Origin of the sequence: Oerskovia sp. NPDC056781 (assembly GCF_042789955.1) — a bacterium.
Lineage (GTDB): Bacteria > Actinomycetota > Actinomycetes > Actinomycetales > Cellulomonadaceae > Oerskovia > Oerskovia rustica.
In genome coordinates, this window is the sequence record NZ_JBHUAD010000019.1 from 1 (window position 1) to 24,792 (window position 24,792).

Consider the following 24,792-nt stretch of genomic DNA (forward strand, 5'->3'; position numbering starts at 1 on the left):
GCGCAGGGCGACCCTGCGCCGTCGGGCCCGAAGGAACACCTGACGGACGGACTTCCTTCCTCTCCCCCGGTGTGTGACAGTGGGCCGGATGCCCCGGGCGCGCCCGCGCCCGTGCTGCTCGCACCGGTCCTGCGACCGGTGCACCCCCCGACAGCACCGCAGGACCCTGGAGGAGCCATGACCGACGTGCACGTGCCCGTCGCCGCCGACCACGTCGTGACCGTCGACGCCGAGGGGAACCGGACCGGGACCTTCGCGCGCAGCGACGTCCACACCACCGAGACGCCGTTGCACCTCGCATTCTCCTGCTACGTGCTCGACGGCGCAGGTCGCCTCCTCGTGACGCGTCGCGCCCTGTCGAAGCGCACGTGGCCGGGCGTGTGGACCAACTCGTTCTGCGGGCACCCGCGCTGGACGGAGACGACCGACGAGTCCATCACGCGGCACGCCGCGCACGAGCTGGGCCTGCGGATCGAGGGTCTCGAGGTCGCCGTGCCGGGGTTCCGGTACCGGGCCGTGGACGCGTCGGGCGTGGTCGAGAACGAGATCTGCCCCGTGTACGTCGCGCGCGCCGCGAGCGACGTGACGGCCAACCCGGACGAGGTCGCCGAGCTCGAGTGGGCCGCGCCGGGTGCGCTGGGGAGCGCGGTCGACGCGACGCCGTGGGCGTTCAGCCCGTGGATGGTCCTGCAGGTCGCGGCGCTGCGCGACGCGGCGAGCGGGACCGACGGCGCCGTCTCGCCCCTGCTGACACAGGTCGCCGCGGCTCTGGGCTGAGCGGGTTCAGCCGACCCGGGAGCGGACCTGGACGCTCGTCGAGCGCAGCTTCTCGGGCAGGTGCAGGTGGTCGGCGTCGGCGACGCTCACGCGCAGCCGACGCGCCGGCAGGGCGTGCGGCAGGACGAGCTCGGCACCCGGCTGACCCGACCGGTGCAGCGCCGCGGCGAGCTCACGCACCAGGATCTCCTGGCGCCGCGCGCCCCGCACCGAGAACACCCACAGGTCCTGCTTCTCGGGCCGGGGCTGCCACGTCCCGGTCCGGGTGAACGCTCGGGAGTCCTCCGCTGTCGGCCCGACGAACGTCACGGACCGCAACGACCACAGGGCCGTCCGGTTGGTCGCCGACGCTCCCTGGTCGGCCTTGAGCAGCGTCACCGGACGCTGGGTCCCGACGATCGCCGAGACGCTCGGCACGACGACGTCCGCGTACGGCACGGCATTGGGCGCCATGAACGGGCCGAACGAGCCCACGACGAGGCCACGTTCGAGCACGAGGAGCTTCTCGCTCGCGACGAACCGCAGGACCACGGCCAGGACCAGGCCCATCGCGAGGGCGAATCCGATCACCTCGACGACGCGCCCGTTGAACGCCACGACCGCGACGAGCAGGGAGAAGACTCCCGCCACGGTACCGATCGCGCGCGCCGAGAGCGTGCAGGACTCGACGTGCCGGAGCTCGCCGAGCGTGCTCCGGTGCTGGTCGGCGACGGCACGGACCTTGCGGGTCGCGCGGTCGCTGAGGGGGTGCGGTGCGGTGCTCAGGGGAATCCTCGTGTCGGGTGGTGGCGTGGCGTGGTGCCGGCGCACGAAAATACCGCTTTGTCACGTCCCGTGCCATGGGCATCCGCCCTGGACCGCGGCACGGTGCGGGTCGTCGTGGGGCGGGCGTGCCGTTTCGACCGAGCACGCTGCGCCGGGGGACAATCGACGCATGTCTGAAGCCGGAGTCCTGCCCGTCCCCGACCGCGCCGCCCCGTTCGAGGCGCACGTCGAGTGGGCCCGGGCGACCCCGGTCGTGGGCTTCGACCTGTCCCCGATCGACGACCGCTGCATCGAGGACCCCCTGCCCTGGGACTACCTGGTGCTCGCGCGCGAGCTCGTCGGCAGCGGTCGAGGTCCGGTCCTGGACCTGGGGACAGGCGGTGGCGAGGCGTTCGGCTCGCTCGCGCCCTTGCCGGAGGGTTCGGCCGCGACGGAGGGCTGGCCCCCGAACGTCCCCGTGGCCCGACGGCGCCTCGAACCTCTGGGCGTGGACGTCCGACAGGTGGGGAGCAGCAAGGGCGAGGGGCTCATGCTGCCGTTCCTCGACGGTCGGTTCGCGGTCGTGCTCGACCGGCACGAGGAGTTCGAGCCGTCCGAGGTCCTGCGCGTCCTGGAACCGGGAGGCGTGTTCATCACGCAGCAGGTCGACTCCCGGGACGGCATCCGGGTCAACACCGCGCTCGGCGCACAGCTCCCCTGGGACCCGGACGACGTGACGCTCGAGGGCGCGGTCGCCGACCTGGCCGAGGCCGGCTTCGTGATCGACGTGGCGCGCGAGCACGTCGGGACCCGGCACTTCCACGACCTGAGCTCGCTGCTCTGGTACCTCAAGGTCATCGCGTGGCAGGTCCCGGAGATCGCGAGCCTGTCGTCCGAGGCGATCGGGAGGTACGAGGCGCCGCTGCGCGCGCTGCACATGCACTTCGCGGCCGGCAACGACTTCGTGGACGAGGCCCCGCGGTTCCTCGTGGTGGCGCGCAGGCCGTTCTGACCGCCGGGGGTGACGGTCACGCCCGCCGAGGGAGACGTGCTGGACCGAGAGTCTCCCGCCGGAGACGGTGCGTCGAGCAGGCGTGAAGAAGCCCGCGGGCCGGTGGATCTCTCCACCTGTCGCGCTGGACAAGGGCACGACTCCCGCGGGCTCCGGTGGTTGCTCGGTTCTCGCCGGTCGTGGGTGACGTGACGGTCACCTGTCGGCCGCGGGTTCCTCGCAAGGTCCGTTGCTCGATGGCACGACTAGCGTGCAACCACCTCATGTGTCCGAAGATTCTTCACTTCGTGGACCACCTCCTTTCCCATGTACGGACGACGCTACGCCTGCCGTCCGTCGGGTCGCCAGGGTTTTTCTCGACAGGTTCGGACCCGTCACCGTCGACACCTCGGCACGTCACCCTCGGCACCTTCGCGCGTCACCTTCGGCGGCCCGGCGCGTCACCCTCGGCCGCCAGATCGGTCACCTTCGGCGGCCGGCGCGTCACCTTCGGCGGTCACCAGCGGCGCCAGCGGCACCCTCGGCGTGCGACCGGTCGCCCTGGTCCACGCCCTCTCGCCGGGAGGCCGCGACGACCCGCGTCGAGCACACCAGGCCCAGGAGCAGGAAGCCCCCGGCGACGTACAAGGAGATGCGTGTGGCGTCGCTGAACCCGTCGGAGAGCGCGTCGACGACGTCGGGCGTCGTCTCCCCGAACTGGCTCCGGGTGCCCTGCGCGCGCAGCTGCGGGATCGTGCCGCCCGCCGACTGGGCCGTCGCGTCGGCGACCTGCGACGCGACGGCGGGCGAGACGCCGTCGACCCCGTCCAGCGCGGGCGGGACAGCGGTCGTGAGGCCGATCGCGAGGGCCGCCCCGATGAAGGCCGTGCCGAGCGCCGAGCCGAGCTGGCGCGACGTCGACTGGGTCGCGGACGCCTGGCCGGACTCCTCCTCGGGGACGTCGACGAGCGTCGTGCCCGTGAGCTGCGCGGACGCGAGCCCCAGCCCCAGGCCGTAGACCACGAGCAGGACGGCGACGAGCCACGACGAGACGGTCGGGGTCACGACGAGCGCGACCGCGAGCACGCCCACGACCTCCAGGACCAGCCCCAGGACGATCGTGCGCGGCGACCCGATCGCGGCCGCGAGGTGCCGGGCCATCGCTCCCGAGAAGAATGCGCCCGCGGCCATGGTGGCAAGCACGACGCCGGCGCCCAGGCTCGAGAGGCCCAGCACGTTCTGGAGGTACAGCGGCAGCACGAAGATCAGGCCGAACTCGCCGATCGCGACGAGCATCGCGGTGAGGTTGCCCCAGCGGAACGTCGCGACGCGGAAGAGCGTGAGGTCGAGCAGGGCCGAGCGGGCGATCCGCGCCCTGTGACGCTCCCAGAACGCGAACAGCACCAGGAGCAGCACGCCGATCGCGCCGATGACCGGGACGGGCGAGACGGGCGCGCCGGTACCCCAGGTCATGCCGAAGACCTTGAGGTCGGCCTTGGGCGCCCACCACCCGAGCGACTGCCCCTCGATGAGCGCGAACACGACCGCACCGAACCCGAGAGCGCTCAGGAGCAGCCCGACGACGTCGAGCCCCGGCACGGTGATGTGCGCGCGGGTCTCGGGGACGACGAGCAGCGCGCCGACGACGACCGCGACCCCGATCGGGAGGTTCACGAGGAAGATCCACGGCCACGTGAAGGACGTCGTGAGCCACCCGCCGAGGAGCGGCCCGACCGCGGCCATGCCGGAGATCACGGCTCCCCAGATGCCGAACGCCACGGCCCTGTCCTTGCCGCGGAACGTCGCGTTGACCGTGGACAGCGTCGCGGGCAGCACGAACGCGCCACCGACGCCCTGGATCAGGCGCGCCACGACGAGGGTCCCGGCGTCCTCGGCCTGCGACGCGAGGAGGCTCCCGGCGAGGAAGACCACGACTCCCCCGAGCAGCAGGTTCCGCCGCCCCAGGCGGTCACCCAGGCGCCCCGCGGTGAGCAGGAGCGCCGCGAACACGACCGAGTAGGACGCGTTGACCCACTGCGCGTCGCCCAGGTCGAGGTGCAGGTCCTCGATGATCGTCGGCAGCGCGACGCCGACGATCGTCCCGTCGAGCACGATCATCGACAGCGCCGTGGCGAGGACGAACAGCCCGGCCCACCGGTGGTCCGGGGCGACGGGGCCCTGCGCGGCGTGCGGGGAAGGGGGCTGGCCCGTCTCGTCCGACTGCGTGCTCATGGACGCTCCTTCGAAGCGGTGCTGCGGTGCGCAGCCCTGGCCGGGCGGTCAGGCAGGGAGAAGGCGGTCCCACTCCTCGGGATAGTCGTCGAGCCACTCGGCGAAGCCCTGGGCGGGCCGCCCGGCGAAACGTTCGACGACGTCGCTCACCCCGGCCAGCTCGCCCGCCGCGATCGCGGTGTAGGACGAGACCCAGCCGTCGACCTCGAACGGCGGCGCGGCGTAGACGGCGCGCGACGCGTACGCCTCCTCGACCGTCTCCGGGTGGTACGTGATGGTGCGGCCCGTGACGCCGGAGAGCACGCTCGCGACCTCGGTGAGGGTCAGCGCCTCGGGGCCGGTCACGTCGTACGTCTTCCCGTCGTGCACCTGGGGGCGCTCGTCGAGGAGGATCGCGGTCGCGACGTCGGCGATGTCGTCGTGCGACACCGACGCGAGCCGCCCGTCGCCGCCCGGGCCGCGGATGACGCCGTCGTCCCCGACCATGTGGACGAGACCTTGGTGGTAGAGGTTGTCGCGCAGGAACGTGTACTTCAGACCGGTCCCCTTGATGTACTCCTCGGTGTGCCAGTGGTCGCGCGCGAACGTGAACGTGGCCTCGGGGGCCGCGCCCACGAACGACACGTAGACGATGCGCTCGACGCCCGCAGCGACGGCCGCGTCCACGGCGGCCCGGTGCTCGGCGACCCGGTCAGGAGCCTCGCGCGCCGACACCAGGAAGACCGAGCGCGCGCCGCGGAAGGCGCGGACCATGCGCTCGGTGTCGGTGTACCCGGCGGTGACCGCGACCTCGGAGTCGGGCAAGGGGTCGCCGTCGGGCAGGCGCGGCGTCCGGGAGGCGTCCCGCACGACGAGGCGCTGGGCGGCCCCCTCGGCCGCGAGCCGCAGCGCGAGCTTCGATCCGAGCTGCCCGCTCGCGCCGGTCACCGCGACGATCCCCGAGTCCGTCCTGATGGTCATGCGTCCACGGTAGGCCGGGCGCGCGGGAAGTGCCCGACGGCGGGGCGGCGGCGGCGAGACGGGTCGGTGCGTCCGAGACGGGTCTCCCGGGCGCCGGTCCATCCACCCGTCTCGTGCGGGACCCCCGTCCGGCGCGGGACCACCGTCCCGTCGCGCCGGAGGGGTCCGGCGCACGGCTCGGGCAGACTGGTCTCGTGACGACCACTCCCCACGACGCGACCCCCGACCCCGGCCACGGCCCCTACCGCGTGATGACGGTCTGCACGGGCAACATCTGCCGCTCACCCATGGCGGAGATCGTGCTGCGCGACCGGTTCGAGGCCGCGGGGCTGGGCGGGCGCGTGGTCGTGGACTCGACGGGCATCAGCGCGGAGGAGCACGGCAACCCGGTGGACCGCCGGGCGAGGCGCGTCCTGGCCGAGCACGGGTACGACACGGGTGACGGCCACCACGCCCGCCAGGTCCGCGCGAGCGACCTCGTGTCCCGCGACCTGGTGCTGCCGATGACGTCCCAGCACGCGCGCGCCCTGCGCCGGATGCACGGCGACGGGAACGTGCGCATGTACCGGACGTTCGACCCGGCGGCGCCCGTCGTCCCGCGGGAGAGGGCCGAGCGCGACGAGCACCTGCTCGACATCGACGACCCCTGGTACGGCGGCATGCAGGACTTCGAGGACTGCCTGGCGCAGGTCGAGGCCGCCGCGGACGGCGTGGTCGAGTTCGTGCGCGCGGAGCTCGCGCGACGTCAGGCCTGAGGCCTCCGCGCGCGGGAGCCGCGCGGCTCCCGCGCCCGGGCGGCCCACCCGCGCACGCTCGCGCCCACGGCCCCCGCCGCCGAGCGTGCCCACCGCACCGGCGCCCACGCACCGACCCCGGTGGCCTCGGTCCCCGACTCGTCCGCCCCGGGCTCCTGCGCGGGCTCCGGCTCGGGCACGTACCCGTGCACCCACGTCGCGATCTGCTCGTAGGCCGCGGCCCGCGCGGGGGCGGCCGAGAGCACGACGTCGTGCAGAGCCCCCTCGATGCGGGCGAGAACGACGAGGCTCCCGAGGTCGGTCGACCGCCGCGCGATCCCGACGACGTCGAGGGCCGTGTCGCTGTGCATCATCTCGGGGGTCCAGCGGGGCAGGAGCGTGCTGCTCGTGGACAGCAGCACGAGGACGGGCACGGTGATCCCGAGCCCCAGCTCGACCGCCGCCTGCCCGTGCAGGACCGCGTTGAGCCACCCTCCGTGCACGACGAACCCGCGCACGGGACGCCACGCGAGGTCGTAGTCCCACTCGCCGTCGAGCGTCCTGGACACCGAGCGCGTGTAGAAGCCGAGGTCGACCTGGGGCAGGGGGACGCGCGGGTCGAGCCGCGCCTGGAGCGCGATCGCGGGGGCGAGCACCTTGCGCCCGATGTCGCGCGCCTGGAACTCGAGCCACGGGCTGTTGAGGACGAGCCCCGCGACACGGTCGTGGTTGCGTGCGGTCCACAGGCTCAGCGTGAGCCCGCCCGTGGAGTGGCCCATGAGGACCAGGCCGCGCTCGCGCATCACCGGGTCGGCGGTCAGCACGCCGTGCCCCATCGCGGCGAGCGCGGCCTCGATGTCCTCGTCGTACGTCGCGAGGCTCGTGACGAACCCGGGGGTCTGGCCCGGGCGCAGGCTGCGGCCGTACTTGCGCAGGTCGAGCGCGAAGAACCGCGCGCCCTGGGCCTCCCAGAAGTCCGCGAGCCCGGTCTGGAAGAAGTAGTCGGACCAGCCGTGCACGTACAGGACGTCGATCCCGCGGTCGCGCACGCCCGCGGGGCGCGCTCCTCCGTGGAGCGTGTCGCCGGCCGTGCCACCCTCGTCGTCCCGACGGCGGCGCACCAGCGTCGCGACGACCTCGCCCTCGTCGTCGGGGTCGAGGGGCAGGGTGAGCTGCTCGAACCCGTCGAGGACGTCGGGCACCCAGCCCGTCGGCTCGGCGGTCGGGGCGGTGGGGGCGGGCATGTCCCGAGGGTAGGAGCCGGTGCGTGGGAGCGCTCGCCGGGAGGGGGTGAGTCAGGTCGCCTCGGTGCCGTCCGCCGGTCCGCCCCGCCGACGGCGCCACCACCGTCGCGCGCCCGTCGCGCCCGAGCCGTCGCCCGCCCGGGGCGAGCGGTCCCGGGGCGAGTCGTCCCGGGAGGGGCGCGGCGCCGTCGGGCTGGAGGACGACGCAGCGGTGCGGGCCACCCGCCGTTCGCGCCAGAGCGACACCTCCTCCTCGACGTCCCGCAGGGGCGTGACCACGGGCGGGCCGCCCAGGAGCTGGCGCCGCGCGTCGACCACGCGTGCGTTGAACTCCGCGAGCACCTCCCGTACCGACTCCTCGGAGAACTGGCGGTCGAGCTCGTCGCGCAACCGGGCGTCGTCGGCCCGCAGCTGTGCCGGCGGCAGGATGCCCGTGATCTGCTCGCGCTCGACGAGGTTCTTGAGCCACCAGTCGGGGTCGTGCCGCGCGCCCAGGCCAGGGATGGGCTTGCCCGCGAGCGGCAGGTCGTCGAACTCGCCGCGGGCCATGGCCTGGCGGACCAGCTCGTCGACCCACTGGCCGCGGTTCTCGAGCGGGAGCCGTGGGCGCGCGGGGCCGTCACCCTCGGCGGCGCCCTCGCCGGCGGCAGCCTCGGCAGCCTCGGCAGCCTCTCGCGCGGCCTCGCGGTCCACGCGGTACTGCGCGGCCCGGCGCACCGGGTCGTCCTCGGTCATCGGGTCCTCCCACGGTCGGCGCTGGACGGGTGCTGCCCCCATCCTCGCCGATCACGGGCGGGGTACGCTGGGCCGCCCGGCCATTTCCGACCGGGTGTGCTCGTCATCGGTGAAGAAGCAGCCGGGACTTGTCGGCAGCGCGCTGCCATGAACGGCCCGCATCCTGCGGGAGGGGAGCTGCACATGACCCAGAGCACGGACGAGGAGCTTCTCAGCCCGGCCGAGACGATCGACCTCGAGAACTGCGCGCGCGAGCCCATCCACATCCCCGGACGCATCCAGCCACGCGGGGCGCTCCTCGTGGTGCGGGAGTCCGACGGGCACGTGGTGCAGTGCTCGACCAGCGTGCACGAGGTCCTGGGGCGCAGCACCGAGGACGTGCTCGGTGCCCACCTGTCCGAGGTCCTGGGCACCGACGACGGCACGAGGCTCCTCACGCACGTCGCGCAGCATCCCGACCTGGCACCGCACAACCCCGTCGAGATCCGCACCGGGGACACCCACGACGTCGCGACCGACGCGATCCTGCACCGCCCGCCGCTGCCGGCCGACGCCGAGCGCGTCGTCGTGATCGAGCTCGAGCCGGCGGTCGTGCGACCCCTCAGCTTCCCCAACACGTACCAGGCCGTGCGCGCGGCGCTCGCGGACCTCGATCGGGCCGGGACGCTGCCCGCGCTGTTCGGGACCGCGGCGGAGCACGTGCGGCACCTGACGGGCTTCGACCGTGTGATGATCTACCGCTTCGACGCAGACCACAACGGCGAGGTCGTCGCCGAGGCCAAGCGCGAGGACCTCAACTCGTTCTACGGACTGCACTACCCCGCGACCGACATCCCGCGCCAGGCCCGCGCGCTGTACGAGAAGAACTGGATCCGGCTGATCGACGACGTGGGCTACGTGCCGTGCGACGTCGTCCCGACCGACCTCCCGACCACGGGGCAGCCGCTCGACCTCACGTACTCGACGCTGCGCAGCGTCTCCCCGATCCACCTCGAGTACCTCGCGAACATGGGCGTGGGTGCGTCGATGTCGATCTCGCTGCTGCGCGACGGGAAGCTCTGGGGCCTCATCGCGTGCCACCACTACTCGGGACCGCACCACCCGCCGTACGCGGTGCGCGCGGCCGCGGAGTTCCTGGGCGCCGCGCTGTCGGTGCTGCTCGTCGCGCAGAGCGAGGAGGACCGCCTGGCCGCGTCCCGCGTGTCGTCGCGCCTGCTCGCGGGCCTCGTCGCCGACAGTCGCGACCAGGACACGGCGCTCGTCGAGGCCCTCACGGCGGACGCCCGCCTGCTCGACCTCGTGGGCGCCGACGGGGCCGTGGTCGTCGCGGAGGGCCGCGCGGCCTCGCTGGGGCACGTGCCCGACGACGCGGGGACAGCCCTGCTCGCCGACTGGTTCGCTGACCGTCTCTCGGCCGCGGACGACGAGGTCGTCGCGATCGACTCGCTGCGCGTGGCCGCCCCGGACCTCGCGGAGCGGCTGCCCGACGTCGCGGGCGTGCTGGGCGTGCACCTCAACGACGGCCAGGTCGTCCTGTGGCTGCGCGACGAGGTGCTGCGCAGCGTCGACTGGGGCGGCGACCCCCACAACAAGGCCATCGCGCGCAGCGAGGGCGACACGGTCCGGCTCAGCCCCCGCAAGTCGTTCGAACGCTGGCGGGAGGTCGTGAGCGGGCACAGCGAACCCTGGACGGAGGATGCCGTCGAGACCGCCGGAGCCCTGCGCAGCCACCTCGTCGAGGCGCTCTACCTGGCCGGGCGCCGGGACGTGCGCGCTGCCGAGGCCCTCCAGCGGAGCCTGCTCCCGGCGTCCCTGCCCGACACGCCGGGCTGGACCGTGACGGCACGCTACGAGCCGGCCGGCGGCGGGTTCGTCGGCGGGGACTGGTACGACGCGCTGCGCCTCCCCTCGGGGGCGCTCGGCCTCGTCGTCGGGGACGTCACGGGCCACGGGCTCCAGGCCGCCGCCTCGATGGGGCAGCTCCGCAACGCGCTGCGCGCAGCCCTCGTGCAGGCCGGGAGCGCGCGCGGCGCCGTCGAGCAGCTCGCCGAGACGGTGCGATGGACCATGCCGGGGCAGATCGCGACGCTCGTCGTCGCGGTCGTCGACCTCGACGAGGGCTCGGTCGAGTACGTGACGGCAGGACATCCGCCGCCCTTCTTCCTCGTGCCGGGCGAGGGCGTCGTGTGGGGCCGCCTGCTGGGCGGTCCGCCGCTCGGGCTGGGAGCGCTGCGGTTCGAGGCCGGGACCACGTCGATCGCGCCCGGCGGCGCCCTCGTGCTCTACAGCGACGGGCTCTTCGAGCGCCGCGACGAGTCGCTCAAGGTGGGCCTGCGCCGGCTCGCCGGGACCTTCGCCCAGCACGTGGGCGACGTCGACGCCGTGCTGCGCGCGACCCGGGACCCCGCGTCGGAGGACGACGCGACGCTGCTGGTGCTGCGTCGTCGGGCAGAGGGCGAGGCAGCGGGCGAGGCCGGGGACGACTGAGGGCCGACCTGCGCACCGCGCAGACCGGCCCTCAGCGGGAGCGAGCGGTCAGGGGACCGCCGCGGCAGGTGTGGGAGCCCCCACCGCCTCGCGTGGCACGCCGAGGCGGGCCCAGACGTGCTTGCCGTCCGCGACGAACCAGCCCACGTCCAGGGCGATCCGCTGCGCGAGCACGAGCCCGAAGCCGCCGTCTCCCGGCAGGCGGGGCGCCGCGACCACGGGTGCGCGGCTCGTGTCCTGGTCGATCACGTCGACGATGTACTCCTCGCCGTCGGTCAGGAGCTGGACCGTCGTCGGCGGGCGCCCGTGGCGCAGCGCGTTGGTCGCGAGCTCGCTCGCGACGAGCACGATCTTCTCGGGGACCTCGGCGAGGGCCCCGTCGGGAGCGAGAGGGCGCCCCGTCAGCTCGAGGTGGAGCGAGGTGCGCAGAGTCGAGAGCTCGTCGATCGAGTCGAGCTGCCAGACGCGGACCACGTGGAAGTTCTCGGGCGGACGGGACGAGGCGATCGAGGTGTCCAAGAGGTTCCTCCGATGGGTCCGGTGGGGTGTGCGGTGGGACAGGTGCGACGACGCGGCCGGGGATGGTGGCCGCGGCGCCGGGAAAGGTCAGTCGACGAGCGTGAACTGGGTCAGGACGCCGCTGATCTCGAGCAGGTCCTTGATGCGCTCGGGGACACCGACCAGGACCGGGGCCTCGCCACCCGCCAGGAGAGACAGGTACAGCAGCCGTAGGCCGCCCGAGTCCATGAACGTGACGTCGGACAGGTCGATCGTCACGGGGCCGTCGGCGCGCTCGAGCGAGCGGACGAGGTCGCCCTCGGAACGGTCCTGGACCGCGGCGTCGACCTCTCCCCACATCGTCCATCGAGGTCCGGAGTCGTCGATGCGGACTCCCCCTTGCGTCGTGTGCTCCGGCACTGCTCGCCTCTCGATCGTGACCTGTGGGACGTCGTCCTCGGGCGCTGGACGACCGGGACCGTGCCAGGTTACGGAACTTCCGACGCGGTTTCCTTCCAGGACTCGCTCCGTCACCGGACCTGCACAGTTCACCCGGTGCTCGTCGGGGCCCACGAGCCGCGGAACGACGGGCATGATGGCCTCATGAAGGTCTCGCGCAGGTCGCACGTCCCCCCGTTCGCCGTCATGGAGGTCCTCGCCGCGGCCAACGCGCGCCGCGACGCGGGCGAGTCGGTCCTCAACCTGTGCGCCGGGGAACCCGCGACGGGGGCGTCCGACGTCGTGCGGCGCCGGGCGATCGAGCTGCTCGAGGCGGGGGACCTCGGCTACACCGAGGCGCTGGGCGTGCCCGCGCTGCGCCAGGCGATCGCCGAGCACTACGGGCGTACCTACGGCGTGCACGTCGACCCGTCGCGCGTCGCGGTGACCACGGGGTCGTCGGGCGGCTTCATGCTCGCGTTCCTCGCCGCGTTCGACGTCGGGGACCGCGTCGCGCTGGCCCGCCCCGGGTACCCCGCGTACCGGAACATCCTCGCGGCCCTGGGGTGCGAGGTCGTCGAGCTCGACTGCGGCCCCGAGACCCGCTACCAACCCACCGTCTCCCAGCTCATGGAGGCGTACTACGGGGGCGGCCTCGACGGGCTCGTCGTCGCCAGCCCGGCGAACCCGACCGGGACGATGATCCCGCCGGCCGACCTCGCCGAGCTCGCGGACTGGTGCACCGACCACGACGTGCGCCTGATCAGCGACGAGATCTACCACGGCATCGTCTACGCCGACCCCGCGTCGGAGGCCGGGGAGACGGCGACCGCGGCGCAGTTCCTCGACGGCGGTGCGGTCGTCGTGAACTCGTTCTCCAAGTACTGGGCCATGACCGGGTGGCGGCTCGGGTGGCTCGTGCTGCCCGAGGACCTCGTGGCCCCGGTCGGCGCGCTCGCGGGCAACATCGCGCTGAGCCCGCCCGCGCTCGCGCAGCACGCGGGCGTCGCGGCCCTGTCCCCCGAGGGGTATGCGGCCGCGCTGGCGAACGTCGCCCGGTACGCGGACTCGCGCGCGCTCGTGCTCGACCGGCTCGACGACCTGGGCTGGGACCCGGTCGCCCCGGCGGACGGCGCGTTCTACGTCTATGCGAACGTCGCGGAGTCGGGGCTGGACTCGGTCACGTGGTGCGAGCGGCTCCTGGCCGACACGGGGGTGGCGCTCACCCCGGGGACGGACTTCGACGGCGTGCGCGGCCACGAGTGGGTCCGGTTGTCGTTCGCCGCCGCACCGGAGGTCGTGGCCGAGGCCGTGGACCGGATCGTCGCGTGGCGGGCGGCGGGCTACCGGCGGGTGTGAGGAACGGTCAGGCCGCCAGGTCGACGGCGCGCGCGTGGGCGGCGGGCACCTCGAGAGGGACGACCACGGCCTCGGTCGCGCGGCGGCGTCGGGCCTTGACGAGCACCACGATGGCCTGACCGCCGATGACGATCCAGACCACGTTCGCGACGGCCGAGGGCCACACGCCGTTGACCGCGGCGACCAGGCACATGAGGCCCGCGCCCACGAAGTTCGTGAGCTGGAACCGCAACGAGTCCCCCGACCAGCGGCCTCGTGTGACCATCGCGTACGCCGTGACGGCCGCGATCGCGCCGATCCATCCGAGCGGGGTCACGACCAGGTCGACGAGGGCGGGGGAAGCGGACATGGCGGTCTCCGGGCAGGGGTCACGAAGGGATCGGGGAGGGGGGTCCTGGTGGGGGCTGCGACGCTGCAGCGACCAGGTGGATTGTGGGCGCCAGCCCCTTTTGAGGAGGACCAGCCGGCGCCACGTGACAAGTGTGACCCTGAAAATCATTCAGCACAATTGAAGAACTCTGACGTGGCCGTTTAGCATCTCTACATGGCCACGGACCCACGAAGACTTGGTTTCCTGCTTGCCGTGCACCGGGCCGGAGGTGTCCTGGCGGCAGCCGACCTGCTGCACGTGACGCCCTCTGCCGTGTCTCAGCAAATAGCGCGTCTGGAGGCCGAGGAGAAGGTCCAGGTCCTCGACCGCGGGCCCCGTGGCGTGACCCTGACGCCCGCAGGTCGCATCCTCGCCGAGGCCGCCGAACGCATCGAGTCCGAGATGGTCGAGGCCCGCAAGGCCATCGTCGCGATGAGCGAGGAGATGACGGGGACGGTGTCGGTCGGTTCGTTCCAGACGGCGATCCGCGCGGTCGTCGGACCCACGTTCGCGTCGCTCGAGTCGCGCTACCCCGGCGTCGAGCTCGACGTCCAGGAGCTCGAGCCCGCGGAGGCACTGCGGCTCCTGCGCAGCGGCGACCTGGACGTCGTCCTCCTGGAGCGCGACGAGGACGCGGACTCCCCCGCGCCGCGCGGTATGCGCGAGGTCCCTCTGCTCGACGAGCCGTGGCGCGTCGTCGTGCCCGCGACGTTCCCGACGCCCGCGCGCCTCGACGACGTGCGCGACGCCGTCTGGCTCGGTCCCGAGCCGAGCACGGCGGCCGCCCGCGCCCTGCGCCGCCTCTCGCGCACGCTCGGCACGACGCTCCGCACGCGTCACTCGTACTACGACTTCGACGTGGCCCTCGCGCTCGTCGCGGCCGGTCAGGGCGTCGCGATGCTCCCCGCGCTCGCCGTCCAGGGCGAGATGCCCGACGGCGTCACGGTCGTCCCGCTCCCGGGTCTCGGATCGCGACGTCTCGTCGCGCGGCACCGGGCCACCCGGCACGAACCCCGACCCGTCGTGAACGCGGTCATCGACGAGATGGTCGCGGCGGCCGCGGCGATCGAGCTGGGCTGAGCAGGCTGGGGCCGAAGACCGCTCAGCGCCTCCCGACCGACAGGCTCCCGTCGTCGAGCACCGACAGCTCGTCCAGGACCCGGTGGAGGGTGCCCACCGACCGGTCCCAGCGCATCGACCGAGGGTCCGCAGGCAGGTCGGCGCCCCGGGCGGGCGCGGCCGACGAGGCCGACGTGGCCGACGAGGCCGGCGAGGCCAGGTGCCGAGGAACGTAGGCGGTCGTGCGGGGCTGCTGGTCCTGCGACGTCATGTCCATGCTGGGTGAAGCCCCCTCGGGCGCTCGTGGTGGCCCCCGACGCGGACGTGCGACGAGGTGAGCACCTCATCCTGCCCGCGCCGCGCGCGGCTCGACGGAGGCGCGCCCTCGGAGGTGGGCGGGACCGTGGTGAGAGTCGTGGAGATCGTGTGGCCGCTACTCACGGACGAAGACCTGGTAGCGCTCCGGGTCCTTCTGAGCCGCGACGGTCGCGGCGACCCGCTCCTCGGCTGCTTCCCTGGTCGGCAGCACGTCGCAGTCGAACGCGTCGTACAACGTGATCGAGGTGTGCGCCCAGCCGAGGAAGGGTTCGGTCCCCGCGGGGCAGCTCCCGACGAGCGGGTAGACGAAGACGATCTGCTTGCCGGTCTGGAGACCGACCTTCCGTGCGATCCCCTGCGCGGTGTCGACGATCAGGCTGCGGTTCGTCGTGATCTGCCCCGGGACGCCCGGGTCCTGCACGGTCCCGTCCACCTGCCCCTGCACCCAGGCCCGGACGCGCTCGGGCAGGGGTTCGTCGCTCGTGACGACGACCCGCGTCTTGTCGGGCAGGACGAAGGCGTGCTTGCCGGGCGGGAGCCTGTCGACGTCCTCCACGGCGATCGTCTCTCCCGTGGTGACGGCCAGCTCCTCGGGCGGTGGGGAAGCGGCCGCGGCGTCCGCCACGGACGACCCGTCGGCCGGACCCGCCGCGTTCCCGAGGTCGTCCCCGACGCAGCCCTCGAGCATCGCGAGCAGCGCGAACATCACGAGCGTGGCCGCTATCAGCAAGAACCCCGTGCGGCGATTCTCGAGGTTCGTCACCGAGCGCACCTCCGTCGATCTCGGGCGTGCTCGCCAGGAGCACACGTCGGTTTTCCACCTCCTATGCGGCCGGAGCGTCCTTGGCCTGCGTCCCGTGCTGCCGGGGGCTCGCGTCCCGGCGCGGACCTGTGCCCGCTCGCAGGTGCGCCCCTGACCGTCCCCGCGCGCCGTCCCGTGTGCGCTCGTACGGTGTGGGGGTGCGCGCACCCCAGACGCCCCGGGCGACCCCGGCGCTGCCGACACCGTCCCCCCGACGTCTCGGGGCCGTCCTCGCCCTCGCTCTCGCCGTGCTCCTCGGCGTCGGCGTCGCGGGCTCCGCGACTGCGGCGACCACGGCCGGCTGGGCCGCCTGGGACCCGCTCGCCGGGACGGGCGGCAGCTACACGACCACGATGCGGCTGCCTGCAGAAGGCTTCCCGGCTGCGACCATGACGTCGGACTCGCGGGCCGGCCAGGTGGGCGTCCAGTCGGGGGCCAGCTCGTGGCTGAGCACGGCGACACCGGTCGGGGCGAAGTACGGGTCGAGCCAGGGGCAGCACTACCTGAACCTGCGCCCCCGGGCCGACGCACCCACGTCCCCGTCGACCACGACCTACACGTTCGAGCGTCCCACCCCGGCCGGCGGGTGGACCTTCGTGCTGGGCGACATCGACGCCGATCAGGTGACGGTCGTCGCCCGGGGAGAGGGCGGCCGCCTCCTGACGGGGGCCGAGCTGGGCTACCAGGGCGGGTTCAACTACTGCGCCGTCACGCCGAGACCGGCCTGCACGGGCACGGACGTCCCGACGTGGGACCCCGTGACGGGCGTGCTGCGGGGGAACGCGACGGCGACGGACACGTCGGGGGCGACGGGCTGGTTCGAGCCCACGGTGCCCGTCACGAGCCTGACGCTCCTGTTCCAGCAGCGCTCCGGGTTCCCGGTCTTCCAGACGTGGTTCGCGTCGCTCGCCCGGGACGTGACCGGGACGGTCGCGCTCCAGGACGTGGGTCCGATCAGCGGCGCGACGCTCACGCTCGTCTCCACGGACGGCGTCCGGCTCGCGACCACGACCTCGGGAGCCGACGGCACGTACTCGTTCACCGGCTACACCGCGGCGGACGGGTACGCCGTCGAGGTCACCCCGCCACCGGCCCCGGCGGGGCAGGCCGGGTACGTCGTCGTCGGCCCGCTGTCCCTGCCCGCGGACCTCGCCGTGACCGACGCGACCGGGGTCGACTTCACGGTCCGGCCGGTCCTTCCCGTCCCGGTCGCAGGCACCGTCCTCACGGAGGACGGGACGCCCGTCCCGGGCGCCACGATCACGATCACGGGGCCGGGCGGGCCCGTCACGGCGGTGACCGACTCGAACGGGGCCTACCTCGTGGACCAGGTCGCGGTCGGGCAGCACACCGTGACCGTGACACCGCCGCCCGGGTACACGGTGGACGAGCCCAGCCAGTCGTTCGAGGTGCTCCCCGGGGACGAGGCGCTGCGCACCGTGAGCTTCGTGGCATCACCCCTGCCGTCGGTGTCCGGTACGGTCACGGCGGGCGGACAGGGTGTCGCGGGGGCGGTCGTGTCCTTCACCGGTCCCGGGGGCGCGACGGGCAGCACCCTCACGGCTGGGGACGGTACGTACCGCTTCGACCTGCTCCCCGCCGGTCAGTACACGGTCACGGTCGCTCCCCCGCCCGGGTTCACGGTGGACGGGCCGGGATCGCGTGTGGTCACGCTGGGAGCGCAGGACGTGGCCGGGATCGACCTCGCGCTCACGCGACCGGGCGCGGTCGGGGGCACGGTCACCGCCGACGACGGCGCACCGGTACCGGGGGCGAACGTCCTGGTCAGCGGCCCCGGCGGCGACGTCCCTGTCACGACCGGAGCGAACGGGACCTACTTCGTCGACGGGCTGGGCCCGGGCGACTACACGATCACGTTCGCGGTCCCGGACGGTTTCACGAGCGCGGGACCGACCGAGCGCGCAGTGACCCTCACGAGCGCGGGCGAGTCACGCCTCGACCAGGACTTCGCGGTCGAGGCGGCCGCGCCCGTCGACCCCGTGGATCCCGTGGATCCCGTCGACCCCGTCGACCCGACGAAGCCGGGCAACCCGGGCACGTCGCCGGGCTCCTCCCCCGGCGCACCGGCGCCCGAGGCCGGTACACCCGGCTCGGTGACCCCGGGACGTCTCGCGAGCTCGGGCGCCGACCCGAGCGCCCCGCTCGCGGTCGCCGTGGTCCTGACCTCCGCGGGACTCGCCCTGGTCGGCGGACGCGCGCTGCGCCGTCGGGCCTGACGACGCTCCCACGGCCGGCGCCCGGGCGAGACCCCGTGCCTGCGGAAGGGACCTTCCGGACGTAGCCTGCTCGGATGGACGTAGCGGTGCTCGGAGCGACCGGCGACGTCGGGCGGCAGGTCGTGACGCAGCTCGTCGAGCGGCGCGTCCTGCCCACGACCTCCCGGCTGCAGCTCGTCGGCCGGCCCGGCGGTGCGTCGGGGCGCGCGGTCCACGGGCTGCGTGCGGACCTCGTCGACGCCTACGACGAGCACGCCCCGCTCATCGACGTGGCCCACTCCCCCGCCGACGTCGTCGCCGACGTGGTCGTCGTCGCGGCCGGCGCGACGACGCCCGCCCGCTCGGGCGCCTCGCTCGACCGGACCGGGCTCGCCGTCGCCAACCGCGAGATCTTCGCCGAGTACGCCGACGCGATCGCGCGCCACGGCTCCGGGCACGAGGTCGTGATCGTGGTGTCCAACCCCGTCGAGGTCGGCGTCGCCGTCATGGCCCGGGCGCTGGGCGCGCGGCGCGTGGTCGGGATGGGGGCCTGGCTCGACACGCTGCGCTTCCGGCGCGAGATCGCCGTCGAGCTGGGCGTCCGACGGCACCGCGTGGGCGGCTTCGTCGGGGGGCAGCACGGCGAGGACGCCGTGCCGCTCTGGTCGACAGTCCGCCTCAGCGGGCACGACCTCGCCGAGCGCGACCGGGCCGTGCGGCTCCTGCGCCGGGGACGCACGCTCGACGCGTTCCCGGCCGAGATCGCCGCCGCCAAGGCCCAGCTCGTCGAGGTCGCGGCCACCGACGTCGGCGCGGCCTACCGCCTGATCGACACCTGGCCCGCCGACCTGCGCGTCGTCGCGCGCCCCTGGATGACGCACCAGAGCGGCGCCAAGACCGCGACCGCCACGGCCTCCGCGACGGTCGACCTCGTCGAGGTCGTGCTCGACGGTCGCGAGATCGTCGTCGCCGGACAGGTCGCGCTCGACGGCGAGGTGGCGCTCGCAGGCGAGCCGCAGCACGGGGTCCTGGGCGTCCCGCTCGTGCTGGGTCCCGAGGGGTGGACGCGCGTCCTCCTGGACTCCCTGCCCGACGACGAGACGCACCGCCTGCGCGGAGCGGCGGCAGCCGTGGGGTCGGCCCTGCGGACGGCGGGAGTGGTGGGTGGGCCGGGCGGATCGATCGCGGGGGTCGCGGGGGTCGCGGGGCCTGCCGGCCCCGAGAGGACCGACGGCCCCGAGGCTGCCGAGCCCTCCTGGGTCGCCCAGGTCGAAGGGGTGCACCGTGCGGGCACCCTGACCGGCCTCACGGGCGTCTTCTCGACGCGCGGCGTGAGCTTCGAGCACCTCGCGACCGAGGAGGTCGAGGGCGACGGCGACGCGGGCACGATCCACGTGAGCTTCCGGGCCAGCGAACGCCGTGCCCGGGCGCTCGAGCGTGCCGTGGGACGCCTCGCGACGGTGCGCTCCGTCGTCGTGCACGGTGCTCCGCGCGAGACGGCCGCGCGGCCGCTCGACCGTGGGCGCTAGGCTGGGCCCACAACCACATACTGCTGCTCGAACCATTGCGGGAGAGCCCGGCCACCTCAGGGTGAGGTCGGCGCCGAAGGAGCAACTCCTCCCCGAGAATCTCTCAGGCCGACGTACCGCGGTGGCGAGGCAACTCTGGAAAGCGGTGGCTCCGCGTCCGCCCTCGGGCGGAGGGGTCCCCTACCGACGGTGCAAGCCGGCGCGCCCCGGGTCCGCGAGGACCATGGCGGACCGGCAAAACTCTCAGGTCGACGCTGCGCGTCCGATGACAGAGCGGGGAGGAACGGTTCGGCCCCTGGGCCTGCCGTCGTCTTCCTCGCCGACCCCCGGAGACCTCCGTGACACAGCAGTCCAGCGACGCGTTCGACCGCGCGCACTTCCCGTTCCGCCACCTCGGCCCCCGCCCTGTGAGCGACGACGCGGCCGCCGCACCCTCGGGCGAGGTCGCGACGATGCTCGCCGAGCTCGGGTACGACTCGCTCGACGCGCTGATCGACGCCGCGGTCCCCGACTCGATCCGGACCGACCGCCCGCTCGACCTGCCCGCAGCCCGCACCGAGTCCGAGGTCCTCGCGGACCTGCGTGCCATCGCGGCCAAGAACGTCGTCAAGACCCAGATGATCGGTCTCGGCTACTACGGGACCATCACTCCGCCGGTCATCCGACGCAACGTGCTCGAGTCCCCCGCCTGGTACACGGCGTACACGCCCTACCAGCCCGAGATCTCGCAGGGTCGCCTCGAGGCGCTGCTCAACTTCCAGACCGTGGTCCTCGACCTGACCGGGCTCGAGGTCGCCAACGCGTCGCTGCTCGACGAGGCCACCGCGGTCGCCGAGGCGGTCGCGCTCATGTGGCGCGCGGCCAAGGGCGGGGCGGGTGTCGTCGTCCTGGACTCCGAGCTGTTCCCCCAGACGATCGCGGTGACCCGGGCGCGGGCCGAGTCGGTGGGTCTGCCGGTGGTCGTGGTCGACCTGTCCGAGGGTGTGACGGCAGGCCTCGTCGCCGCCGGTGTGGCGGACCAGCGGCTCATCGGCGTGGTGCTGCAGCAGAGCGGCGCCTCGGGCGTGGTCCGGGACCTGCGTCCCCTCGTCGCCGAGACCAAGGAGCAGGGCGGTCTGGTGACGATCGCGGCCGACCTCCTGGCCCTCACGCTGCTCGTCTCCCCCGGCGAGCTCGGCGCGGACGTCGCGGTGGGCTCGGCCCAGCGCTTCGGGGTCCCGCTGTTCTACGGCGGCCCGCACGCCGCGTTCATGGCGGTGCGCAAGGGCCTGGAGCGCTCTCTCCCGGGCCGCCTGGTCGGGGTGTCGGTCGACGCCGACGGTGACCAGGCCTACCGACTGGCTCTGCAGACCCGTGAGCAGCACATCCGTCGCGAGAAGGCGACGAGCAACATCTGCACGGCCCAGGCGCTGCTCGCGATCGTCGCGTCGATGTACGCGGTCTACCACGGGCCCGCGGGCCTCAAGGAGATCGCGGAGCGTGTGCACTCGCGGGCAGTGGCGCTCGCGAACGGCCTGCGGGCCGCGGGTGTCGAGGTACGGCACGACGTCTTCTTCGACACCGTGTCGGCCGTGGTGCCAGGCCGCGCGGCGGCACTCGTCGCTGCCGCCGCGGAGGCCGGCATCAACGTGTACAACCCGGATTCCGATCATGTACAGATCGCGTGCGACGAGACCACGTCGCCCGACGACGTGCTCGCGCTCGTCGAGGTCTTCGCGGACGGCCGGGACCTCGGGTTCGTCGGCGGCGGCAGCGTGCTGCCCGCCGACCTGCTGCGCACGACCGGCTACCTGACCCACCCGGTGTTCCACCGGCACCGCTCCGAGACCGCGATGCTGCGCTACCTGCGCTCGCTCTCCGACAAGGACCTGGCGCTCGATCGCACCATGATCCCGCTGGGCTCGTGCACCATGAAGCTCAACGCGACCGCCGAGATGGAGGCCATCTCCTGGCCCGGGTTCGCGGACCTGCACCCGTTCGTGCCCGCCGACCAGGCGTTGGGCTACGCCGAGCTGATCGACGGTCTGCAGAGCCAGCTCACCGAGATCACGGGCTACGCGGGCGTCTCGGTGCAGCCCAACGCGGGCTCGCAGGGCGAGTTCGCGGGCCTGCTCGCGATCCGCGACTACCACCGCTCGCGCGGCGAGGAGGGGCGCGACGTGTGCCTCATCCCCGCGTCGGCCCACGGCACCAACGCGGCCTCTGCGGCACTCGCGGGCATGCGCGTCGTGGTCGTGGCGACGTCCGAGAAGGGCGAGGTCCAGCTCGACGACCTGCGCGCCAAGCTCGACCAGCACGGTCCCCAGGTCGCGGCGATCATGATCACCTACCCTTCGACGCACGGCGTCTACGAGGAGCACGTACGCGAGGTGTGCGACCTTGTACATGCATCTGGTGGCCAGGTGTACATCGACGGTGCGAACCTCAACGCGCTCGTGGGGCTCGCGCGTCCGGGAGAGTTCGGCGGCGACGTCTCGCACCTGAACCTGCACAAGACGTTCTGCATCCCGCACGGCGGCGGCGGCCCCGGCGTGGGCCCCGTCGCGGTCGCGGAGCACCTGGTGCCGTTCCTCCCCGGCAACCCGCTCACGGGGGAGGGGGCGGCGCCGGTCTCGGCCGCGCCCTTCGGCTCGGCCGGCATCCTGCCGATCTCCTACGCGTACGTCGCCCTCATGGGCCCCGACGGCCTGGAGGCCGCGACCAAGACCGCCGTGCTCGCCGCGAACTACCTGGCCAGCCGCCTGACCGAGCACTTCCCCGTGCTCTACACGGGCGAGGCGGGGCTGGTCGCGCACGAGTGCATCCTCGACCTGCGTCCTCTCACCGCGCAGACCGGTGTCACGGCCGAGGACGTGGCCAAGCGCCTCATGGACTACGGGTTCCACGCGCCCACGCTGTCCTTCCCGGTCGCGGGCACGCTCATGGTCGAGCCGACCGAGAGCGAGGACCTCGCCGAGCTCGACCGCTTCGTCGCAGCGATGGTCGCGATCAAGGCCGAGATCGACGAGGTCGCGGCCGGCACCTGGGGCATCGAGGAGTCGCCGTTGCGCGGGGCACCGCACACGGCCGCCGCGGTCGTCTCGGACGCCTGGGACAAGCCGTACTCGCGCGAGGTCGCGGCCTACCCGCTCGCTGCTCTGCGGTCGGGCAAGTACTGGCCGCCCGTGCGGCGCATCGACGGGGCGCGTGGCGACCGCAACCTCGTGTGCTCCTGCCCCCCGATCGAGTCGTACTCCTGAGGTCGTCGGGACCAGCGTGAACCTCGAGGCCACGCTGGTCCCGACACCTCGACCCACCCCAGGACCGTCAGGGCGTGCGTGACGTAGAGGTCACCCTCGTCCGGACACCGCAGAGAGGATCACCATGACGGAGCCCGTGCAGGACACCACCCCGGCCGCTGACCGCCTCAGCCCGCTCCACGACGAGCACGTCGCCCTGGGCGCCTCGCTCACGAGCTTCGGCGGGTGGCAGATGCCGCTGCGCTACACGAGCGACCTGGCCGAGCACCGTGCGGTGCGGGAGGCGGCAGGGCTGTTCGACCTCTCCCACATGGGCGAGATCGAGGTCAGCGGGCCGCAGGCGGCCGCCGCCCTGGACCACGCCCTCGTCGGCGACCTCACCGCGGTGGCCGTAGGTCGTGCTCGCTACACCATGATCTGCGCCGAGGACGGCTCGGTCCTCGACGACCTGGTCGTCTACCGCCTGGGCACGGAGCGGTTCCTGGTCGTCGCCAACGCCGGGAACGCGCCGCTCGTGACCGACGAGCTCGTCCGTCGGTGCGAGAGCTTCGACGCGACCGTCGTCGACCAGGCCGTGGACACCGCGCTCGTCGCGGTCCAGGGGCCGCGCGCCGAGGAGATCGTCGGCTCGCTCCTCGCCGGCGACGATGTACAAGTCATCAGGGACCTGAAGTACTACGCATCGGTCGAGGTCCGGGTCGCCGGGATCGACGCCCTGGTCGCGCGGACCGGGTACACCGGGGAGGACGGGTTCGAGCTGTTCGTCCCCACCGCGCAGGCCCGCGAGCTGTGGCAGAAGGTGCTGGCCGCGGGGGAGCCCCTCGGCCTCGTCCCTGCGGGCCTCTCGGCCCGCGACTCGCTGCGCCTCGAGGCAGGCATGCCGCTCTACGGCCACGAGCTCGACACGACCACGACGCCCTACGAGGCGGGCCTGGGTCGCGTCGTGAAGCTCGACAAGGTCGACGCCCAGGGCGCACCGCTCGACTTCGTGGGGCGGGCGGCTCTCGCGTCGCGCAAGGGTGCTCAGCCCGCGCGCGTGCTCGTCGGCCTGCGTGGGCTGGGCAGACGACCGGCTCGCGCAGGCTACGCCGTCGTGATCCCGGGCAAGGAGCCCGACGTGCAGATCGGCTTCGTCACCTCGGGGGCTCCCTCGCCGACCCTCGGGTACCCGATCGCGATGGCCTACGTGACGCCCGAGTTCAGTGCCGAGGGCACCGAGCTCGCGGTCGACGTCCGAGGGCGTGAGGAGCCGGTGGTCATCGTGCCCATGCCGTTCTACCGTCGTCCTCAGGCGTCCTGACCCGGGCCCCGGCCCGACCTCCCGCCCCCCGATCCTCCACCAGCAGACCAGGAGCACCTCATGGCAGACTTCCCCGCCGACCTGCAGTACACCGCCGAGCACGAGTGGCTCGACGCCTCGACGCCCGCCGTCGTCGGCATCACGAGCACGGCCGCAGAGGCCCTCGGCGACATCGTCTATCTCGAGCTGCCCGAGGTCGGCGCGACCGTCACGGCGGGCGCGGTGATCGGCGAGGTCGAGTCGACCAAGTCGGTCTCCGAGCTGTACTCGCCCGTCACCGGGACCGTGGCCGAGGTCAACCAGGCCGCGATCGACGACCCGTCGCTCGTCAACGCCGAGCCCTTCGCGGGGGGGTGGCTCATCAAGGTCGACGTGACCGAGACCGGGCCCGTGCTCACGGCCGACGAGTACAGCGCGCTCGTGGGCGGCTGACCCTCCGCTTCCTCCCGAGGTCCCCCGAGGGCCGCTCCGCGACGACGTCGCAGGGCGGCCCTCGGGCGTCTCCGGTTGTCACTCAGCATGCTGTGGCGCCAGACTGTGAGGCGGATCACATTTCTTGTCGCAACGGCCGGAGGGTGATCCGAGACACATCGGAGATATCGGCCGTTGTCGCCAGAGCCGCATTTTTTGGCATCTGACCTGCGTGGATACTGTGCAACCCGCTGGAGGGGACCTTGTCGTGAAAGACCGCTGAGATTGAGGGTGAAGAACCGCGTCATGAATCGCTGGTTCGCCCATCTCTCCCAGTAGCAGCACCTCA

General features: G+C 73.4%; 21 protein-coding genes and 1 riboswitch. Of the genes, 11 read left to right on the forward strand and 10 right to left on the reverse strand.

Annotated elements, in window-relative coordinates; genetic code table 11:
• Positions 1-177: 177 nt before the first annotated feature.
• A complete protein-coding gene (gene idi, locus ACFRCR_RS03225; protein ID WP_377675531.1) occupies positions 178-777 on the forward strand; it encodes an isopentenyl-diphosphate Delta-isomerase in 600 nt (199 codons plus the stop codon).
• 6 nt (positions 778-783) lie between these two features.
• On the opposite strand, the gene ACFRCR_RS03230 is transcribed toward idi, so the two are convergent.
• Positions 784-1,587, reverse strand: a complete 804-nt coding sequence (locus ACFRCR_RS03230) for a hypothetical protein (RefSeq protein ID WP_377675532.1) — start codon at positions 1,585-1,587, stop codon at positions 784-786.
• A gap of 124 nt (positions 1,588-1,711) precedes the next feature.
• Here ACFRCR_RS03230 and ACFRCR_RS03235 point away from each other — a divergent pair, with 124 nt between their 5' ends.
• Entirely contained in the window at positions 1,712-2,533 is an 822-nt protein-coding gene (locus ACFRCR_RS03235) for a ubiquinone biosynthesis protein (protein WP_377675533.1), read from the forward strand.
• A gap of 483 nt (positions 2,534-3,016) precedes the next feature.
• Here the strand turns inward: ACFRCR_RS03235 and ACFRCR_RS03240 are convergent, their stop codons facing one another.
• On the reverse strand, positions 3,017-4,744 hold the full coding sequence (locus tag ACFRCR_RS03240; RefSeq protein ID WP_377675534.1) for an MFS transporter: 1,728 nt from the start codon (positions 4,742-4,744) through the stop codon (positions 3,017-3,019).
• 48 nt (positions 4,745-4,792) lie between these two features.
• Positions 4,793-5,704, reverse strand: coding sequence for an SDR family oxidoreductase (locus tag ACFRCR_RS03245; RefSeq protein ID WP_377675535.1), 912 nt, complete (start codon positions 5,702-5,704; stop codon positions 4,793-4,795).
• Positions 5,705-5,955: 251 nt separating this feature from the next.
• Between ACFRCR_RS03245 and ACFRCR_RS03250 the strand changes: the two genes are divergently transcribed.
• Positions 5,956-6,459, forward strand: coding sequence for a low molecular weight protein-tyrosine-phosphatase (locus tag ACFRCR_RS03250; RefSeq protein ID WP_377675557.1), 504 nt, complete (start codon positions 5,956-5,958; stop codon positions 6,457-6,459).
• Here ACFRCR_RS03250 and ACFRCR_RS03255 read toward each other — a convergent pair.
• A complete protein-coding gene (locus ACFRCR_RS03255; RefSeq protein WP_377675537.1) occupies positions 6,450-7,682 on the reverse strand; it encodes an alpha/beta fold hydrolase in 1,233 nt (410 codons plus the stop codon). The two genes, ACFRCR_RS03250 and ACFRCR_RS03255, sit on opposite strands and share 10 nt — an antisense overlap.
• 51 nt (positions 7,683-7,733) lie before the next feature.
• The gene (locus ACFRCR_RS03260; protein WP_377675538.1) at positions 7,734-8,417 is read right to left on the reverse strand and encodes a DUF1992 domain-containing protein; all 684 of its coding nucleotides are present in this window, start codon (positions 8,415-8,417) and stop codon (positions 7,734-7,736) included.
• A gap of 183 nt (positions 8,418-8,600) precedes the next feature.
• Here ACFRCR_RS03260 and ACFRCR_RS03265 point away from each other — a divergent pair, with 183 nt between their 5' ends.
• Positions 8,601-10,904 carry a SpoIIE family protein phosphatase gene (locus ACFRCR_RS03265; RefSeq protein WP_377675539.1) on the forward strand — a complete coding sequence of 768 codons (2,304 nt, stop codon included), beginning with the start codon at positions 8,601-8,603 and terminating at the stop codon, positions 10,902-10,904.
• 48 nt (positions 10,905-10,952) lie between these two features.
• On the opposite strand, the gene ACFRCR_RS03270 is transcribed toward ACFRCR_RS03265, so the two are convergent.
• Together ACFRCR_RS03270 and ACFRCR_RS03275 are read right to left on the reverse strand one after the other, a co-directional pair.
• Positions 10,953-11,423 carry an ATP-binding protein gene (locus tag ACFRCR_RS03270; protein WP_377675541.1) on the reverse strand — a complete coding sequence of 157 codons (471 nt, stop codon included), beginning with the start codon at positions 11,421-11,423 and terminating at the stop codon, positions 10,953-10,955.
• An 87-nt stretch (positions 11,424-11,510) separates the two neighbouring features.
• On the reverse strand, positions 11,511-11,822 hold the full coding sequence (locus tag ACFRCR_RS03275; RefSeq protein WP_318244202.1) for an STAS domain-containing protein: 312 nt from the start codon (positions 11,820-11,822) through the stop codon (positions 11,511-11,513).
• 183 nt (positions 11,823-12,005) lie between these two features.
• Between ACFRCR_RS03275 and ACFRCR_RS03280 the strand changes: the two genes are divergently transcribed.
• Entirely contained in the window at positions 12,006-13,199 is a 1,194-nt protein-coding gene (locus ACFRCR_RS03280; protein ID WP_377675543.1) for an aminotransferase class I/II-fold pyridoxal phosphate-dependent enzyme, read from the forward strand.
• A 7-nt stretch (positions 13,200-13,206) separates the two neighbouring features.
• Here ACFRCR_RS03280 and ACFRCR_RS03285 read toward each other — a convergent pair whose 3' ends face one another.
• Complete coding sequence (locus ACFRCR_RS03285) at positions 13,207-13,548, reverse strand: hypothetical protein (protein ID WP_191797115.1); 342 nt, start codon at positions 13,546-13,548, stop codon at positions 13,207-13,209.
• Between the two features lie 195 nt (positions 13,549-13,743).
• On the opposite strand from ACFRCR_RS03285, the gene ACFRCR_RS03290 reads away from it, so the two are divergent.
• Positions 13,744-14,649 carry a LysR family transcriptional regulator gene (locus ACFRCR_RS03290; protein ID WP_191797117.1) on the forward strand — a complete coding sequence of 302 codons (906 nt, stop codon included), beginning with the start codon at positions 13,744-13,746 and terminating at the stop codon, positions 14,647-14,649.
• A 22-nt stretch (positions 14,650-14,671) separates the two neighbouring features.
• Here the strand turns inward: ACFRCR_RS03290 and ACFRCR_RS03295 are convergent, their stop codons facing one another.
• Together ACFRCR_RS03295 and ACFRCR_RS03300 are read right to left on the reverse strand one after the other, a co-directional pair.
• Positions 14,672-14,899, reverse strand: a complete 228-nt coding sequence (locus ACFRCR_RS03295; protein WP_377675545.1) for a hypothetical protein — start codon at positions 14,897-14,899, stop codon at positions 14,672-14,674.
• 162 nt (positions 14,900-15,061) lie between these two features.
• Positions 15,062-15,709, reverse strand: a complete 648-nt coding sequence (locus tag ACFRCR_RS03300; protein ID WP_377675547.1) for a hypothetical protein — start codon at positions 15,707-15,709, stop codon at positions 15,062-15,064.
• 197 nt (positions 15,710-15,906) lie between these two features.
• Between ACFRCR_RS03300 and ACFRCR_RS03305 the strand changes: the two genes are divergently transcribed.
• The 5 genes from ACFRCR_RS03305 (at position 15,907) to gcvH (ending at position 24,464) form a co-directional block, all read left to right on the forward strand.
• A complete protein-coding gene (locus tag ACFRCR_RS03305; RefSeq protein ID WP_377675548.1) occupies positions 15,907-17,985 on the forward strand; it encodes a collagen binding domain-containing protein in 2,079 nt (692 codons plus the stop codon).
• A gap of 74 nt (positions 17,986-18,059) precedes the next feature.
• Positions 18,060-19,493, forward strand: coding sequence for a lactate dehydrogenase (locus ACFRCR_RS03310; protein ID WP_377675549.1), 1,434 nt, complete (start codon positions 18,060-18,062; stop codon positions 19,491-19,493).
• 28 nt (positions 19,494-19,521) lie between these two features.
• A riboswitch (glycine riboswitch) is annotated at positions 19,522-19,622 on the forward strand.
• A gap of 209 nt (positions 19,623-19,831) precedes the next feature.
• A complete protein-coding gene (gene gcvP / locus ACFRCR_RS03315) occupies positions 19,832-22,732 on the forward strand; it encodes an aminomethyl-transferring glycine dehydrogenase (protein ID WP_377675550.1) in 2,901 nt (966 codons plus the stop codon).
• A 124-nt stretch (positions 22,733-22,856) separates the two neighbouring features.
• On the forward strand, positions 22,857-24,032 hold the full coding sequence (gene gcvT, locus ACFRCR_RS03320; RefSeq protein WP_377675551.1) for a glycine cleavage system aminomethyltransferase GcvT: 1,176 nt from the start codon (positions 22,857-22,859) through the stop codon (positions 24,030-24,032).
• A 60-nt stretch (positions 24,033-24,092) separates the two neighbouring features.
• Positions 24,093-24,464, forward strand: a complete 372-nt coding sequence (gcvH, locus tag ACFRCR_RS03325; protein ID WP_138826959.1) for a glycine cleavage system protein GcvH — start codon at positions 24,093-24,095, stop codon at positions 24,462-24,464.
• Positions 24,465-24,792 lie beyond the last annotated feature (328 nt).

Coding starts and splice junctions, on each gene's coding strand:
- idi (WP_377675531.1), top strand. CDS start 178: ATGACCGACGTGCACGTGCCCGTCGCCGCCGACCACGTCGTGACCGTC.
- ACFRCR_RS03235 (WP_377675533.1), top strand. CDS start 1,712: ATGTCTGAAGCCGGAGTCCTGCCCGTCCCCGACCGCGCCGCCCCGTTC.
- ACFRCR_RS03240 (WP_377675534.1), bottom strand. CDS start 4,744: ATGAGCACGCAGTCGGACGAGACGGGCCAGCCCCCTTCCCCGCACGCC.
- ACFRCR_RS03245 (WP_377675535.1), bottom strand. CDS start 5,704: ATGACCATCAGGACGGACTCGGGGATCGTCGCGGTGACCGGCGCGAGC.
- ACFRCR_RS03250 (WP_377675557.1), top strand. CDS start 5,956: ATGACGGTCTGCACGGGCAACATCTGCCGCTCACCCATGGCGGAGATC.
- ACFRCR_RS03255 (WP_377675537.1), bottom strand. CDS start 7,682: ATGCCCGCCCCCACCGCCCCGACCGCCGAGCCGACGGGCTGGGTGCCC.
- ACFRCR_RS03260 (WP_377675538.1), bottom strand. CDS start 8,417: ATGACCGAGGACGACCCGGTGCGCCGGGCCGCGCAGTACCGCGTGGAC.
- ACFRCR_RS03265 (WP_377675539.1), top strand. CDS start 8,601: ATGACCCAGAGCACGGACGAGGAGCTTCTCAGCCCGGCCGAGACGATC.
- ACFRCR_RS03280 (WP_377675543.1), top strand. CDS start 12,006: ATGAAGGTCTCGCGCAGGTCGCACGTCCCCCCGTTCGCCGTCATGGAG.
- ACFRCR_RS03285 (WP_191797115.1), bottom strand. CDS start 13,548: ATGTCCGCTTCCCCCGCCCTCGTCGACCTGGTCGTGACCCCGCTCGGA.
- ACFRCR_RS03290 (WP_191797117.1), top strand. CDS start 13,744: ATGGCCACGGACCCACGAAGACTTGGTTTCCTGCTTGCCGTGCACCGG.
- ACFRCR_RS03295 (WP_377675545.1), bottom strand. CDS start 14,899: ATGACGTCGCAGGACCAGCAGCCCCGCACGACCGCCTACGTTCCTCGG.
- ACFRCR_RS03310 (WP_377675549.1), top strand. CDS start 18,060: ATGGACGTAGCGGTGCTCGGAGCGACCGGCGACGTCGGGCGGCAGGTC.
- gcvT (WP_377675551.1), top strand. CDS start 22,857: ATGACGGAGCCCGTGCAGGACACCACCCCGGCCGCTGACCGCCTCAGC.
- gcvH (WP_138826959.1), top strand. CDS start 24,093: ATGGCAGACTTCCCCGCCGACCTGCAGTACACCGCCGAGCACGAGTGG.